Origin of the sequence: Luteibacter sp. 3190, from assembly GCF_031456385.1 — a bacterium.
GTDB lineage: Bacteria > Pseudomonadota > Gammaproteobacteria > Xanthomonadales > Rhodanobacteraceae > Luteibacter.
In genome coordinates, this window is record NZ_JAVDUO010000002.1 from 68,721 (window position 1) to 83,733 (window position 15,013).

Annotated in this window: 11 protein-coding genes and 1 riboswitch; of the genes, 5 read left to right on the forward strand and 6 right to left on the reverse strand. The window is 69.1% G+C overall.

Annotated elements, in window-relative coordinates; all coding sequences use genetic code 11:
• The first annotated feature begins 6 nt into the window (after positions 1-6).
• Positions 7-1,350, forward strand: coding sequence for a GTP-binding protein (locus J2X58_RS10225; protein WP_310048016.1), 1,344 nt, complete (start codon positions 7-9; stop codon positions 1,348-1,350).
• A 656-nt stretch (positions 1,351-2,006) separates the two neighbouring features.
• Here the strand turns inward: J2X58_RS10225 and J2X58_RS10230 are convergent.
• Positions 2,007-2,240 (reverse strand): glutaredoxin family protein, encoded by a 234-nt coding sequence (locus J2X58_RS10230; protein ID WP_310048018.1) that lies wholly within the window; start codon positions 2,238-2,240, stop codon positions 2,007-2,009.
• Positions 2,241-2,314: 74 nt separating this feature from the next.
• On the opposite strand from J2X58_RS10230, the gene J2X58_RS10235 reads away from it, so the two are divergent.
• Positions 2,315-3,697 carry an L-serine ammonia-lyase gene (locus J2X58_RS10235; RefSeq protein ID WP_310048019.1) on the forward strand — a complete coding sequence of 461 codons (1,383 nt, stop codon included), beginning with the start codon at positions 2,315-2,317 and terminating at the stop codon, positions 3,695-3,697.
• 33 nt (positions 3,698-3,730) lie between these two features.
• On the opposite strand, the gene J2X58_RS10240 is transcribed toward J2X58_RS10235, so the two are convergent.
• Positions 3,731-4,111, reverse strand: coding sequence for a hypothetical protein (locus J2X58_RS10240; RefSeq protein ID WP_090051939.1), 381 nt, complete (start codon positions 4,109-4,111; stop codon positions 3,731-3,733).
• Between the two features lie 160 nt (positions 4,112-4,271).
• On the opposite strand from J2X58_RS10240, the gene J2X58_RS10245 reads away from it, so the two are divergent.
• The gene (locus J2X58_RS10245; protein ID WP_090051937.1) at positions 4,272-5,942 is read left to right on the forward strand and encodes an APC family permease; all 1,671 of its coding nucleotides are present in this window, start codon (positions 4,272-4,274) and stop codon (positions 5,940-5,942) included.
• Between the two features lie 131 nt (positions 5,943-6,073).
• Here J2X58_RS10245 and J2X58_RS10250 read toward each other — a convergent pair whose 3' ends face one another.
• From J2X58_RS10250 to J2X58_RS10260, 3 genes are read right to left on the reverse strand one after another with little or no spacing between them, the layout of a single operon-like run.
• On the reverse strand, positions 6,074-7,141 hold the full coding sequence (locus tag J2X58_RS10250; protein ID WP_310048022.1) for a homoserine dehydrogenase: 1,068 nt from the start codon (positions 7,139-7,141) through the stop codon (positions 6,074-6,076).
• Entirely contained in the window at positions 7,138-8,328 is a 1,191-nt protein-coding gene (metB, locus tag J2X58_RS10255; protein WP_310048024.1) for a cystathionine gamma-synthase, read from the reverse strand. The genes J2X58_RS10250 and metB overlap by 4 nt, the downstream gene beginning before the upstream one ends.
• A 3-nt stretch (positions 8,329-8,331) precedes the next feature.
• Complete coding sequence (locus tag J2X58_RS10260; protein WP_310048026.1) at positions 8,332-9,366, reverse strand: homoserine O-succinyltransferase; 1,035 nt, start codon at positions 9,364-9,366, stop codon at positions 8,332-8,334.
• A 94-nt stretch (positions 9,367-9,460) separates the two neighbouring features.
• Positions 9,461-9,574, reverse strand: a riboswitch (SAM riboswitch).
• A gap of 184 nt (positions 9,575-9,758) precedes the next feature.
• On the opposite strand from J2X58_RS10260, the gene J2X58_RS10265 reads away from it, so the two are divergent.
• Entirely contained in the window at positions 9,759-10,784 is a 1,026-nt protein-coding gene (locus J2X58_RS10265) for a cysteine synthase A (protein WP_310048028.1), read from the forward strand.
• Positions 10,785-10,911: 127 nt separating this feature from the next.
• Complete coding sequence (locus tag J2X58_RS10270) at positions 10,912-12,513, forward strand: peptide chain release factor 3 (RefSeq protein WP_090051931.1); 1,602 nt, start codon at positions 10,912-10,914, stop codon at positions 12,511-12,513.
• Positions 12,514-13,306: 793 nt separating this feature from the next.
• On the opposite strand, the gene J2X58_RS10275 is transcribed toward J2X58_RS10270, so the two are convergent.
• Positions 13,307-14,965: an FAD-dependent oxidoreductase gene (locus J2X58_RS10275; protein ID WP_310048031.1), complete on the reverse strand. Its 1,659-nt coding sequence runs from the start codon at positions 14,963-14,965 to the stop codon at positions 13,307-13,309.
• Positions 14,966-15,013 lie beyond the last annotated feature (48 nt).

Sequence of the window (15,013 nt, forward strand, 5' to 3'; positions counted from 1 at the left end):
CCCGGCATGGCGGCCTGGCGCGAACGCCTGCGTGGTTTCGCCGGCCGCTTCCGCCGCGGCGAGGCCCCCGTGCGGGCGAACGACGCGCGCGGCGGCGCGGTGGCGGCGAGCCTGCGCGGCCTGCTCGACGATCCGTCGATCCCGGCCGATGTTCGCGAGGCGATGGGTTCCGACTTCCGTCGCGTCGAGCAGATGCTCGATCGCCTGGAAAACGAGGAGCTCCACGTCGCCGTCTTCGGCAGGGTGTCCGCCGGCAAATCCGCGCTGGGCAACGCGCTGCTCGGGCGCCAGGCCTTCACGGTCGGCGTGCTCCACGGCACCACGACGGAGGCCGACGCGGCGCGACTCGACGAGGCCGCGGCCGCCGGCCTCGTCCTGATCGACACGCCCGGAATCAACGAACTCGGCGGCGAAGCGCGCGAAAAGCTGGCCTTCGAAGTCGCCGAGGTCAGCGACCTCATCGTCTTCGTCGCCGATGGCGACCTGACGCGCGAGGAGCGCGACGCGCTGCGCGCCCTCGCCTCGACGCGACGCCCGCTCCTGCTCGTGCTCAACAAGGCCGACCGTTACAGCGACGACGAACGCGAGGGCCTCCTCGAACGCCTGCGCCAGCACACGGCGAGCCTCGTGCGACGCGAAGACGTGGTCGCGGTCGCCGCGCTCCCCTCGCCACGCCAGGTCGTCGACATCGACGCCGAAGGCAACGAGCGGCGACGCAGCGAAGCGCGCCCCGCCGATGTCGCCGCGCTGAAGTCGCGTCTGCTCGCGATCGCGGAGCGCGAGGGCAAGGCGCTATCGGCGATCAACGCGGGTCTGTTCGCGGGACGCCTGACGGACCAGGTCAGCCAGCGCATCGCGGCCACCCGGCGCGAGGTGGGCAGCGGCGTCATTCGCCAGTACTGCATCGCCAAGGCCGTCGCCGTCGCACTGAACCCGGTGCCCGTGGCCGACCTGCTGCTGGCGGGCGGCCTCGACGCGGCCATGGTCGTGCAGCTCGGCCGCGTCTACGGCCTGCCGCTGACACGCAGCGAATCCGGCCGCCTCGTCGCCGTGATCAGCACGCAGCTCGCCGCGCTGATGGGCGCGGTCTGGGGCGTGCAGCTGGTCGCATCCGCGCTGAAGGGCATCAGCGGCGGCCTCTCCGTGGTCGTCACCGCCGCGGCGCAGGGCGCGCTCGGCTGGTACGCCACGGTGCTGATCGGCCGCGCCGCCGAGCATTACCTCGTCGCCGGCAAATCGTGGGGAGAGCATGGTGCGAAGCGCGCCGTCGCCGATGTCGTCGCCAGCCTCGACCGCGATTCGATCCTGCGCGAGGCCCGCGAGGAAATCCTCAAGCGCCTGCGCAGGTAGGCTGGAGCCGAAGCCGCTGTGGGAGCGGACCCGGCCGCGACAGCTCTTCGCCCCGGTCCCCAAGCTAGCGCGCCAGCTCCCAGCCACGGCCTCAAACCATGTCGCGCCCAGGTGCGCTCCCACAGGTGGCGGCGAAGCCGCTGTGGGAGCGGACCCGGCCGCGACAGCTCTTCGCCCCGGTCCCCAAGCTAGCGCCAGCTCCCAGCCACGGCCTCAAACCATGTCGATGGATGCGAAGCCCTTGTGGGAGCGGACCCGGCCGCGACAGCTCTTCGCCGCAGTCCCCAAGTTCGCGCGCCAGCTCCCAGCCACGGCCTCAAAACATGTCGCGCCCAGGTGCGCTCCCACAGGTGGCGGCGAGGCCGCTGTGGGAGCGGACCTGGCCGCGACAGCTCTTCGCCCCGGTCCCCAAGCTGACGCGCCAGCTCCAGGTCACGGCCTCAACACATGTCGCGCGCAGGGCGCGCTCCTACAGTGCGATTGTGGGAGCGGACCTGGCCGCGACAGCTCTTCGCCCCGGTCCCCAAGCTGGCGCGCCAGCTCCCAGCCACGGCCTCAAAACATGTCGCGCCCAGGTGCGCTCCCACAGGTGTCCCCAAGTTCGCGCGCCAGCTCCAGGTCACAGCCTCAGAACATGTCGCGCGCAGGGCGCGCTCCTACCGGGTGTGCGATGCGAACGCGCGCACCGTCGCGGCATCGAACGGCCACTCCAGCTCCTCGCCGTCGCCGCGGCGCAGCACGGGCACGCGGATGCCGTAACGCGCCTCGAGCGCGTCGTCGTCGTCGATCCACACCGATTCGAATTCCGGCAAGCGCGCCTCGGCGAGCACGGCCAGGGCCTGGTCGCAGAGATGGCAGTCGTCGCGCTGGAACAACGTGAAGGCGGACATGCGCGGGTGTATGGGCCGGAAGACGTGGCAGCGTAGAATAGCGGGCTATTTCCCCCAAGCCACACCCCGAAGCCATGGCAGTCAGCGTTTTCGACCTCTTCAAGATCGGTATCGGCCCGTCGTCTTCCCATACGGTGGGCCCGATGCGCGCGGGCGCGCGCTTCGCCGAGCACTGGCTCGAAGAGAAAGGGGTGCTGGAGCGCGTCGCCCGCGTCCGCTGCGAGCTGTTCGGCTCGCTGGCGATGACGGGCCGCGGCCACGGCACGGACAAGGCCGTGCTGCTGGGCTTCGAAGGCGAGTGGCCCGACCGCGTCGATCCGGACACGATCCCCGCCACGCTCGAACGCATCCGCGGCACGAAGCGCATCCGCATCCTCGGCCGCCACGAGATCGCGTTCGACGAGAAGGCCGACCTCGTCTTCAACAAGCGCCAGAAGCTCCCGTTCCACACCAACGGCATGCGCTTCTCGGCGTACGACGCCGACGGCAACGAGCTCGCCACGCGCGATTATTACTCCGTCGGCGGCGGCTTCGTGGTCAACCCGGACGAGGCGGCCGAAGACCGCATCGTCGCCGATACGAGCGAACAGCCGTACCCGTTCTCCACCGGCGACCAGCTGCTGGCGCTGTGCAAGGAACACGGCCTCACGATCGCCGGACTGATGATGCGCAACGAAAGCATCTGGCGACCGGAATCCGAAACGCGCGCGGGCCTGCTGCGCATCTGGAAGGCCATGCAGGATTGCGTCGCGCGCGGGCTGCGCTCGCCGGGCGTCCTGCCCGGCGGGCTGAAGGTCAACCGCCGCGCGCCGGCCATGGCCGCCGAACTGCGCGCCCAGCCGGAAGCATCGCTGCGCGATCCGCTCACGATCCTCGATTGGGTGAACCTCTACGCGCTCGCCGTGAACGAGGAAAACGCCGCCGGCGGCAGCGTCGTCACCGCGCCGACCAACGGCGCGGCCGGCATCGTCCCCGCGGTACTGCACTATTACCGGCACTTCTGCCCCAGCGCGTCCGAAGAGGGCGTCATCCAGTTCCTGCTCACCGCCGGCGCCATCGGCATCCTCTACAAGGAAAACGCCTCGATCTCGGGCGCCGAGGTCGGCTGCCAGGGCGAGGTCGGCGTGGCCTGCTCCATGGCCGCCGGCGGCCTGGCCGCCGCGCTCGGCGGCAGCGTCACGCAGGTGGAGAACGCCGCGGAAATCGGCATGGAGCACAACCTCGGCCTCACTTGCGACCCGATCGGCGGCCTCGTGCAGATCCCCTGCATCGAACGCAACGCCATGGGCGCGGTCAAGGCGATCAACGCCAGCCGCATGGCGCTCAAGAGCGACGGCAAGCACCACGTCTCGCTCGACAAGGTCATCGCCACCATGCGCGACACCGGCCGCGACATGAAGGACAAGTACAAGGAAACCTCGCGCGGCGGCCTCGCGGTCAACGTCATCGAGTGCTGAATCGGGCCGCCGTCCCTGTCGGCGGCATGGCGATCAACGGACCGGACAGAGGCGCGGCAGGCGGTCGACCGTCTCGACGCGCACCGGTTCGTCCTCGCCCCACCAGTTGGCGACCGCCGAATAGCAGACCCGCAGCTTGCCGCGACGGGTCTCGAAGCGCTGCCGGCTCGTGTACGCGAAGCACGATACGGACGAGAGGCGGCCCAGCTCGCGCATCGCGATGGCGCAGCGCCGCACGGCCTGCACCGGGTCTTCGCCGGGGTAGAGCGTGAAGTAGAAACCCTTGGCGGTACGGTCGTACGACTCCGAATCGATCAGCCGCCCTTTGTCGCTCCACTGCTCCTGCGCCGCGGCGACGCCGCATGCCGTCAAGGCAACGAGCAACATGCCGCTGGCGACCACCTTCGAGCGCATCCGACCCCCTTCATCCCTACCGCGTCGGTCAGTGTATATCGACGCGGCGCCACTTGTATTGGGCGGGTGCAGGCTGACAGGCGCGGCCGGGGCTGTCATCATCCGGCCCTTGTGCCGCCCCGGGCCGGGGTCCAACCCGTCCCGTCCGACCGGAGTCACCATGTCCCATAGCGCTATCCGCCGCGACGTCGGCGCCTTTGCCCTCATGCTTACCGGCCTGGGCTCGATCATCGGCTCCGGCTGGCTGTTCGGCGCCTGGCACGCCGCCCAGCTCGCTGGTCCCGGGGCGATCTACGCCTGGATCATCGGCGCCGTCATCATCCTGTTCATCGCCCTCACCTACGCGGAACTGGGCGCGATGTTCCCCGAGTCCGGCGGCATGGTCCGCTACGGCCACTACTCGCACGGGTCGCTCGTCGGCTTCATCGCGGGCTGGGCGAACTGGATCGCGATCGTATCGGTGATCCCGGTCGAGGCCGAGGCGTCGGTCCAGTACATGGCCTCCTGGCCGTGGGAATGGGCGGCATGGACCAAGGACCTCTACGTCGTGACGAACGGGCACGGCGAACTGACGCCGCCCGGTCTCGCGATCGCGGTGGTGCTGGTGCTGGTCTACTTCTTCCTCAACTTCTGGAGCGTGAAGCTGTTCGCCAAGAGCAACACGGCGATCACCGTCTTCAAGCTCGTGGTGCCGGCCGCGACCGGCGTCGCGCTCATCGCGACGAGCTGGAACCCGGGCAACTTCCACATCGGCGCCCACGGCGGCAACCATGCGATCGACATCTCGTCGATCCTGACCGCCGTCGCGATCTCGGGCATCGTCTTCAGCTTCAACGGCTTCCAGAGCCCGGTGAACCTCGCCGGCGAAGCGCGCAACCCGGGCCGCAGCGTGCCGCTCGCGGTGATCGGCTCGATCCTGCTTGCCACCGTCGTCTACGTGCTGCTGCAGGTCGCGTTCCTCGGCGCGGTGCCGCCGGACCAGCTCGGCAATGGCTGGGCCGGCCTCGAGTACGCCTCGCCGTTCGCGCAGCTCGCGACCGCGCTGATGATCAACTGGATGGCGATCCTGCTCTACGCCGACGCCTTCGTCAGCCCGAGCGGCACCGGCGCCACCTACACCGCGACCACCGCGCGCATGATCTACGCGATGGAGCGCAACGGGCAGCTGCCGAAGATCTTCGGCCACATCCACCCGCGCTTCGGCATTCCGCGCCCGGCGATGTGGCTCAACCTCGTGGTGAGCTTCATCTTCCTGTTCTTCTTCCGCGGCTGGGGCACGCTGGCGGCGGTGATCTCGGTTTCGACGATCATCTCGTACCTCACGGGCCCGGTCAGCGTGATGACGCTGCGCCGCACGGCGCCGGAACTCAAGCGCCCGCTGCGCATTCCGGGCCTCCCGATCCTGGCGGCGCTGGCCTTCATCTTCGCCACCGAACTGCTCTACTGGGCGAAGTGGCCGCTGACCGGCGAGATCATCCTGCTGATGGTCGTGGCGCTGCCGATCTACTTCTACTACACCGCGAAGAGCGGCTGGGAAGACTTCCGTCGCCACCTCAGGGGTGCGTGGTGGCTCATCGTCTACCTGCCGGTCATCGCCCTGGTGTCGTGGGCGGGCAGCAAGACGTTCGGCGGCCACGATTACATCCCCTACGGCTACGACCTCGCCCTCGTCGCCGTGCTCGGCGCGATCTTCTACTTCTGGGGCATCGCCACGGGCTGGCGCACGCCGATGGTCGAGGCCGCGCGCTTCCACCACGACGAGGTGCTTCCCGGCCAGCCGGACCTCCCGCCCAGCGCGGACGAGGCCGAACGCGTCACCGGCCATCGCTGATACGAAAAAAACCGCCCCGAGGGGCGGTTTTTTTTGGGGGTGGGGGATGGGAAGCGGGGGCGGTATGGCCGGCGTGCGCCCGAGGGCACCGGAAGCTCCGCGCTGGCGGCGGGGCACGTCGTCCAGGGCGCCTAAAGCGCCAGCACGTCCCCGAGCAACGCCTGCGCGGTGATTTCCGGGCCGGCGCCCGGTCCCTGGATCACCAGCGGCGTCGCGTGATAACGCGTCGTCGTCAGCGCGAACTGGTTGTCGGTGCCGGACAGGCGCGCGGCCGGGTGATCCGGCCCCACTTCGACGAGCCCGACCCGTGCGCGGCCGCGCTGGTTCAGCCGCGCGAGATAGCGCAGCACCTTGCCGTTCGCCGCCGCCTGCGCGTGACGCGCGCGCAGCGGTTCGTCCAGTTCCTCCAGGCGACCGAGGAACGTCGCCGTGTCGACGCCGCGCAGCGCCTCGGGCACGAGGCTTTCGACCTCCACCTCGTCGCTGCCCAGCGCGAAACCCGCGTTGCGCGCGATGATCAGCAGCTTGCGCGCGACGTCTTCGCCGGAAAGATCGGACCGCGGGTCGGGCTCGGTGAAGCCGAGCCGCCGCGCGTCGCGCAGCAGCGCCGAGAACGGCCGGCTCCCGTCGTACTGGTTGAACAGCCACGACAGCGAGCCGGAGAACACGCCCTCGAGCGTCAGCAGGCTGTCGCCGCAGTGGCGCAGGCGGCGCAGGGTCGACAGCACCGGCAGGCCCGCGCCGACGGTCGCGGCGTCGCCATAGACGGACCCGGTCGAGGTCGCCTGCTGGAGGGCGCGCCAGCCCGAAAGATGGCCGCCAGCGAGCGCCTTGTTCGCCGTGACGACGTGGTACCCGGCCGCGAGCCATTCGGCGTGGCGGCTCGCCTCGGTGGCGCACGCCGTCGCATCGATGACGACCTTGCGGTCCGCCCCGGCCGCGTCGAGCGCGGCGAGCAACGGCGCGTTGTCGCGCCCTTCCCTGCCACGCGCGAGATGCTGCGCGACGTCGGCCGGCGCGACGCCCTCGGCGAGCACGTGCTGGCGCTTCGAGTTCGCGGCACCGACCAGTCGCAGCGAGCGCGCGGCCGGCGTGCCGAGCAACGTCAGCAGCGCGCGGCCGACGACGCCGGTACCGAGCAAGACCACCGCCGTGCGGGGCGCCGACTGCGCCTGCGGCGCGATCGCCACGGCGTTCATGCGCCGACCTTGCGTTTGGCCGCCGGCGCCACGGCGGCCGCGCGCGCGAGGCCCGCCTCGATGTCGGCGATCAGATCGTCGCCGTCTTCGATGCCGATCGACAGGCGCAGGAGGTTGTCGGCGATACCGGCGACGCGACGCGCCTCAGGCGCCATCGACGCGTGCGTCATGGTGGCGGGATGCGCGACGAGGCTTTCCACGCCTCCCAGCGACTCCGCCAGGGAGAAATAACGGAGCCCGTCGACGAACGCCCGGATCGCGTCGGTGCCGCCGGCGATCTCGAAGCTCAGCATCGCGCCGAAGCCGTTCTGCTGGCGCTGCGCGAGCGCGTGGCCCGGGTGCGTCGCCAGGCCGGGATAGTAGATGCGCTCGACCACGTCGTGCGCGTCGAGGCATGCCGCCACGCGATGGGCGTTCTCCTCGTGCGCGCGCAGGCGCACGGCGAGCGTGCGCACGCCGCGCAGCGTCAGGAAGCTGTCGAACGGCGAGCCGGTCAGGCCGTTGCAGTTCCCCCACCATTTCAGCTGCTCGGCGACCGCCGCGTCGGCCGCGATCACGGCGCCGCCCACGACGTCGCTGTGACCGTTGATGTACTTCGTCGTCGAGTGCACCACGATGTCGGCGCCGAGGCGAATCGGCTGCTGCAGCGCCGGCGAAAGGAACGTATTGTCCACGACCACCAGCGCGCCGACGGTGTGCGCGGCCTGTGCCACGTGACGCACGTCGGTGATCCGCAGCAGCGGGTTCGACGGCGTTTCGATCCAGACCAGCGCGGGCTTCGCCGCGAGGCCCTCCGCCAGCGCCGCCGGGTCCGTGAAGTCGACGAAGCGCACGCTGAAGCGACCCTTCTTCGCCCAGGCATCGAGCAGGCGCCAGGTACCGCCATAGCAATCATGCGCGGCGAGCACGAGTGCACCCGCGGGCACGAGTTCGAGGGCCAGCGCGACCGCCGACATGCCGCTTCCCGTCACGACGGCGCCAGCGCCTTCTTCCAGTTCCGTCAGCGCCTCGGCGAGCAGGTCGCGCGTCGGGTTGCCGCTGCGCGAGTAATCGTAGGCGCGCTTGCGGCCGAAGCCGTCGAACGAGTAATTCGTGGACAGGTGCAGCGGCGGCACCACGGCGCCGTGCTGCGTGTCGGATTCGATGCCGGCGCGGACGGCGCGGGTACACAGGCGGGTATCGGTCATGGCTTAGCGGTCTCCGCGACAGTCGTTGAGTGCGTGACGCAGCACGGGGGCGAGCTGCACGGTTTCTTTGAGGAAGGCGTCGTGGCCGTACGGCGAGTCCACGACTTCGAGGGTGGCGGTGCCACCGAGGCGGCGCTGCAGTTCGAACAGGTCGGCGAGCGGGACGAGGCGGTCGGACGGGAAGCCGACCAGCACCGTCGGCGCGGCGACGCGCTCGGGCTGGATGTCGTGCAGGTCGATGGATTCGGACAGCGCGAGGAACCGCTCGGGATCGAAACGCTCCACGAAGCGACGACCGGCGTGTTCGAGGTAATCCTCGACGGGGAAATGGAAGCGACCGTCGCGCAGCTCGGGACCGGAGGCGAAACGGCGCGAGAACTCCTCGCTGCCGCGGTACGTGGTCATCGCCAGCTGACGCGCCAGCGCCAGCGCCTCGTCCGTGCGGCCCGAACCGATACCGAGGCGAACGATGCCACGCTGCACCGAGCGCTGCGCGGTCGCGAGCGGATGCGGACGGTGCGCGCCCGCCAGCAGCACCAGCGACTTCACCTTCGCGGGGTGCGCCGCGGCGAAGGCGAGCCCCACCATGGCACCGTACGACGAACCGATGAACGCATGCACCCGGCCGATGCCCAGTTCGTCGACCAACGCCGCGAGCGCCGCGGCCTGGTCCTCGCTGGAGATCGAGGAGACATCGCCCAGGTCGGCGGGCACCAGCCAGTCGATGGACAGCACACGGCATTCGGCCAGGTCGATCGCGCCGCCCTCGGCGACGAGTTCCTGCCACCAGCCCGTCGCGCGATCGCGGCCGGCGCAGACGTCGCGGTCGGCCGAGATGCCGCCCTGCACGACGATCGTCGGGGCATGCGGCGCGCCGCACCACAGGTAGCGGACGTCGACCTCGACGGGATCGCTACCGTACTTCGGGGTGATGCTCACGCGCCGCGTGCCGCGCTGCTCGCTCAGGTCGTTCGCGCGGCGGGCCGCGGCGGGGGCCGTATCGGGGAAGGAGATCACGGTGGCGGGCTCTGCTGACATGTCCGGTTTCCTGCGGTCGGGATCGAGCTTTCGCGGGACCGTGAGGCGGACTGTCGGCACGACGGGTGCGCGAAACGCACGCCCGGAGCGGACATTCCCATCTATCGGCTGGCGTGCGAACACGCCCCGCAGGAGTTGGCACCGTCGCGGAAATCCGCAGGTTGCCCCGGCTTCAAAGGGCCTGTCCCTCAGCCGGTCTCGATGAGTGCGATCGACGATACGCACCGATCGACGCCGTGTCAACAGCCGTTTAGACGTCCAGATGGCTAGATGTCCAATATGTGACGAACTTCCGTGGGATCGAGGAATCCGCTGTGGGAAGCCCGCTGGCGGGCGAACGGGTGCTCGCCTCGAGCGTCCATTCACCCACGGACCTCGGTTACGATGACCCCATGACCATCCACGACTCCTTCGCCGCCGCCATCGGCAACACCCCTCTCCTTCGCCTCCGCGATGCCTCGGAGGCGACCGGCTGCGAGATCCTCGCCAAGGCCGAGTTCATGAACCCGGGCGGCTCCGTGAAGGACCGCACCGCCCTGGGGCTGATGGCTGACGCCGAACGGCGCGGACTGCTGCGGCCCGGCTCGACCGTGATCGAGGGCACCGCGGGCAACACGGGCATCGGCCTGGCCTTGCTCGGCGCCAGCCGCGGGTATCGGACGGTCGTCGTGATGCCCGACACCCAGAGCAAGGAAAAGATCGACACGCTGCGGGTCATGGGCGTGGAGATCCGCCTCGTGCCCGTGGTGCCGTTCACGGACCCGAACCACTACGCCCGGGTCGCCCGGGCCATGGCCGAGGCGATGAACGCGACCGAGCCCGGCAGCGCCTGGTTCGCCGACCAGTTCGACAACCCGGCCAACCGCGCCTGGCACCAGGCCCATACGGGCGTCGAGATCTGGGAGCAGACGGGCGGCCGCGTCGATGGCTTCGTCTGCGCGGCCGGCACCGGCGGCACGATCGCCGGGGTCGGGGCCGCCCTCAAGGCCCGCCGCCCGGGTATCCGGATCGGCCTCGCCGACCCGGCCGGATCGATCTTCGCCGGCTACGCGACCACCGGCGAGGCCGTGGCGTCCTCCGGCTCGTCCATCAGCGAAGGCATCGGCAACAGCCGCCTGACGGCCAATTTCACGGCCGCGCCGATCGACGTGGCCTGGTCGATCCCGGACGACGAATCGGTCCCCCTCCTGCACGATCTCCTCCACCGGGAGGGCTACTGCGTCGGGGGCTCCAGCGGCGTGAACGTCGCCGGGGCCATCCGCATGGCACGCGATCTGGGCCCTGGCCACACGATCGTGACCGTGCTCTGCGACGGCGGCATGCGCTACCAGGGGAAGCTGTTCAACCCGGGGTTCCTCCGCGACAAGGGCATCCCGGTGCCGGAATGGCTGGACGCTGCCTACCCGACCGCGCCGTAGGAGCGCACCTGGGCGCGATGGGTACCGAGGCAAGCGTGCATCGCGCCCAGGTGCGCTCCCACGGCGATCTGACCTCGCCAGACCCTGTTAGAATAATGGGTTAGCCAACACCAGCGACTCCGCACCGATGTCCAGCCACCTTACCGAAACGCGCCGGCGGCGCAGCTTCGCCATCGTCAGCCACCCCGACGCGGGCAAGACCACGCTGACCGAAAAGCTGCTGCTGTTCGGCGGCGCCATTCAGATGGCCGGATCGGTGAAGAGCCGCAAGGCCGCGCGCCACGCCACGTCCGACTGGATGGCCCTGGAAAAGGAGCGCGGCATCTCGGTCACCTCGTCGGTGATGCAGTTCCCGTACGACGACGCCATCGTCAACCTGCTCGACACCCCGGGCCACGCGGACTTCTCCGAGGACACGTACCGCGTGCTCACGGCGGTCGACTCGGCCCTCATGGTCATCGACTGCGCGAAGGGCGTCGAGGAGCGCACGATCAAGCTCATGGAGGTGTGCCGCCTGCGCGACACGCCGATCATGACCTTCATCAACAAGCTCGATCGCGAGGGACGCGCCCCGATCGAACTGCTCGACGAAGTCGAATCGGTGCTCGGCATCGCCTGCGCTCCGCTCACCTGGCCCATCGGCATGGGGTCGCGCCTGAAGGGCGTCTACCACGTGCTGCTCGACGAGGTCCACGTGTTCGAACCGGGCAAGAACTTCACGCGCCAGGATTCCACGATCTTCAAGGGCCTCGATCATCCGGAACTCGCGGAACGCATCGGCCAGGCGGCGCTCGACGAACTGCGCGACGAACTGGAACTCGTCCTGGGCGCATCGAATCCGTTCGACCTCGAGGCCTATCTCGCCGGCAAGCAGACGCCGGTGTTCTTCGGCTCGGCCGTCAACAACTTCGGCGTGCAGCTGCTGCTCGACTTCTTCGTCCAGCACGCGCCGTCGCCGCGCTCGCGCGACACGCTCACGCGCGAAGTGAAGCCCGAGGAAGAGAAGCTCACCGGCTTCGTCTTCAAGATCCAGGCAAACATGGATCCGGCGCACCGCGACCGCGTCGCCTTCATGCGCGTCTGCTCAGGCACCTACACCGCCGGCATGAAGATGCAGCAGACGCGGACGGGCAAGGAAGTGCGCATCGCAAATGCGCTGACGTTCATGGCGTCGGATCGCGAGATCGTCGAACGCGCGTATCCGGGTGACGTCATCGGCCTGCACAACCACGGCACGATCACGATCGGCGACACCTTCACCGAAGGCGAGGCGCTGTCGTTCACCGGCATCCCGAACTTCGCGCCCGAACTGTTCCGACGCGCGCGCCTGCGCGATCCGCTGAAGATGAAAGCGTTGCAGAAGGGCCTGGCACAGCTGTCCGAGGAAGGCGCCACGCAGTTCTTCCGCCCGCTGATGTCCAACGACCTGATTCTCGGCGCGGTCGGCGTGCTGCAGTTCGACGTGGTGGCCTATCGCCTCAAGGACGAATACAACGTCGATTCAACGTTCGAGCAGGTCGGCGTCGCCACCGCACGCTGGATCCACTGCGACGATGCGAAGAAGCTCGAGGAGTTCCGCGAGAAGAATGCCGGCAACCTGGCCATCGACGCGGCGGGCGAACTCGTTTACCTCGCTCCCACGCGCGTCAACCTGCAGCTCGCGCAGGAACGCTGGCCGACGGTGCGTTTTTCGGCAACGCGGGAGCATGCGGCTGCCATCGAGGTGTGACCTACGACGCAAGGCAGATGGCGTTTGTTCGCGACAGCCATACTATCGAGGCATGCGAGAGGGACCTCAGCGATGTTGCCGATCGATCTTCCACAAGGCCTGTCCCATGAGGCGCATGCCAGCAGGCGGGCCACGACGGGCGATCTTCCGAGTGGCTCAGGCCCTACCGGATACTCACTCGTCGGGGCATTCGGTGGCGTCTCGGTCCAGGGCGCAAGAAACACCGTCGCTATCGAGCCGCGGCGCGGATCGCTTCCGACCAACGCAGGAGAATTATCCCTTCCGCGTCCGATAACGCTTCCCGAAGGCCGTCGGCGGCATGCCAGCGAGCTGCTCCCCGGCCACTACGAGGTCCGAAACGTCGCATTCGCCGCTTCCGTACAGGGCTTCGACAACGAGCTCATCATCTATCGCAGCGAGGAGTTCCTTCGTCAACACAGCCGACGACTGAGTTCGGCGACGAATTCATCGGTCACCACCCGAGGCTCCCGGGTAGCGTCACGCCACTCATCCACCGACTCGCTGGCATCCGAACCCTTGCCGGCGTTTCGCTCGGCCACGGCGGTCAACATTTACCAAAGCACCGTGATACAGGGTACGGGCAACGCTATCCACTGGCGTATCGCCTCCGATGCCAGTACGCCGTACACACCGGACTGGCCGCGATCGATCCGTCGACCATCTGCGACGGGATCGCTATCGCCCAGGAGCTTCTACCCGTTCACGCACGTCCCGAACACACCGCATACGGTCCGGCGAACGCGTTTCCGCACCATGTAGACCCAGTGCCCTCCTAAACCGGCGAGGGATTCAGGAACCGGTGGATGGCCTGCACCACCACCGATCCCTCGCCGACGCTCGACGCCACGCGCTTGATGGAACCCGAGCGCACGTCGCCCACGGCGAAGACGCCGCGCAAGGTGGTGGCATACGGTGACGGCGTGGCATAGCCGTCGCCATCGCGACCGGTGAGCACGAAGCCCTTGCGATCGAGATCGAGGCAATCGTGGAGCCAGGCGGTGTTCGGCTCGGCCCCGATCATCACGAACAGGCTGCCGACCTTGACGCGTACCGACTGGCCATCGGCGCACTTCCAGCCGACTTCGCGCAGGTAGGTGTCGCCCTCGAGGTAATCGATCTGGCAGCGCGGGTGCAGCGTGATCCGTGGCGACTGTTCGATGCGCTGGACCAGGTAATCCGACATCGTCGCGGCGAGGCCGTCGCCGCGCACGATGATGTGGACATGCGCCACGGTGCGCGCGAGGAAGACCGCCGCCTGGCCGGCGCTGTTGCCGCCACCGACGACCACGACCTCCTGACCGGCGCACAGCGCCGCCTCCATCGCCGTCGCGGCATACTGGATACCCTGCCCTTCGAAGCGTTCGTAGTCCAGGTGGTCGAGCTTGCGGTAGCGCGCGCCGGTCGCGACGACGACGGCGCGCGCGCTGGCGGTCGTACCGTCGTCGAGCAGCAGGCGGTACGGGTGCCGCGTGCAATCCATGCCGGTGACCGTCCGCGCCATCGCCATGTGGGCGCCGAACTTCATCGCCTGCACCTGCGCGCGCCCCGCGAGCGCCTGGCCCGAGATGCCCGTGGGGAAGCCCAGGTAGTTTTCGATCTTCGAGCTGGTGCCCGCCTGCCCGCCCGGCGCCAGCGCCTCGAGGACGAGCGTGTCCAGGCCTTCCGATGCCGCGTACACCGCCGCGGCGAGGCCCGCCGGTCCGGCGCCGATCACCGCCACGTCGTGCACGTGCGCGCTGTCCAGCACGATCGTGATGCCCAGTTCGTCGGCCAGCGCGGTGGTGGTGGGGCAATGCAGGACGCGGCGGTCCGGCAGGATGACCACGGGGCATTCGGAGGGCGTGAGGCCGAACCCTTCGATCATGTGACGGGCTTCGTCGTCCACGTCCGTATCGAGCAACCGGTGCGGATAGGCGTTGCGGATCAGGAAGCTGCGCAGCCGGACGGTGTCGGCGGCATGCGAGGAGCCGAGCAGCGTGATGCCGCCCTGCCCGGTCTGCAGCAGGCCCACGCGGCGCAGGATGAACGCGCGCATGATCACCTCGCCGATGTCCGGCTCGCCGGTGATCAGGCGGCGGAACGAGCGCGTGTCGAGGCGCACCAGGCGCGAGTCGACGCCGGTGCGGGCGCTGACCATGATCTGCCGCTCGCTGAACTGGTTCACCTCGCCCGTGAACTGGTTCGGGCCATGCTCGACGAAGACGACGGGCTCGCCGTTCTGGTCGAAGTCGTAGATGTCGATGCGGCCTTCGATGACGAAGAAGCAGTCGCTCTGGCGGTCGCCGCGGCGGAACAGGATCGTCCCGGCGGGCACCGTTTCCTCGACGCCGTACCTGACCAGGCGCGACGCCATGTCCTCGCTCAGCTGCGGGAAGGTCTGCTCGCGCCGGTTCTGCGGGCTCGACGGGTCGTTTTCGGAGGGGATGGCCATCGACGGTTTCCAGGGAGGGTCCGGGCAGGCGCCCACGCCGGGCACGTT

Coding starts and splice junctions, on each gene's coding strand:
- J2X58_RS10225 (WP_310048016.1), top strand. CDS start 7: ATGGCGGCCTGGCGCGAACGCCTGCGTGGTTTCGCCGGCCGCTTCCGC.
- J2X58_RS10230 (WP_310048018.1), bottom strand. CDS start 2,240: ATGTCCGCCTTCACGTTGTTCCAGCGCGACGACTGCCATCTCTGCGAC.
- J2X58_RS10235 (WP_310048019.1), top strand. CDS start 2,315: ATGGCAGTCAGCGTTTTCGACCTCTTCAAGATCGGTATCGGCCCGTCG.
- J2X58_RS10240 (WP_090051939.1), bottom strand. CDS start 4,111: ATGCGCTCGAAGGTGGTCGCCAGCGGCATGTTGCTCGTTGCCTTGACG.
- J2X58_RS10245 (WP_090051937.1), top strand. CDS start 4,272: ATGTCCCATAGCGCTATCCGCCGCGACGTCGGCGCCTTTGCCCTCATG.
- J2X58_RS10250 (WP_310048022.1), bottom strand. CDS start 7,141: ATGAACGCCGTGGCGATCGCGCCGCAGGCGCAGTCGGCGCCCCGCACG.
- metB (WP_310048024.1), bottom strand. CDS start 8,328: ATGACCGATACCCGCCTGTGTACCCGCGCCGTCCGCGCCGGCATCGAA.
- J2X58_RS10260 (WP_310048026.1), bottom strand. CDS start 9,366: ATGTCAGCAGAGCCCGCCACCGTGATCTCCTTCCCCGATACGGCCCCC.
- J2X58_RS10265 (WP_310048028.1), top strand. CDS start 9,759: ATGACCATCCACGACTCCTTCGCCGCCGCCATCGGCAACACCCCTCTC.
- J2X58_RS10270 (WP_090051931.1), top strand. CDS start 10,912: ATGTCCAGCCACCTTACCGAAACGCGCCGGCGGCGCAGCTTCGCCATC.
- J2X58_RS10275 (WP_310048031.1), bottom strand. CDS start 14,965: ATGGCCATCCCCTCCGAAAACGACCCGTCGAGCCCGCAGAACCGGCGC.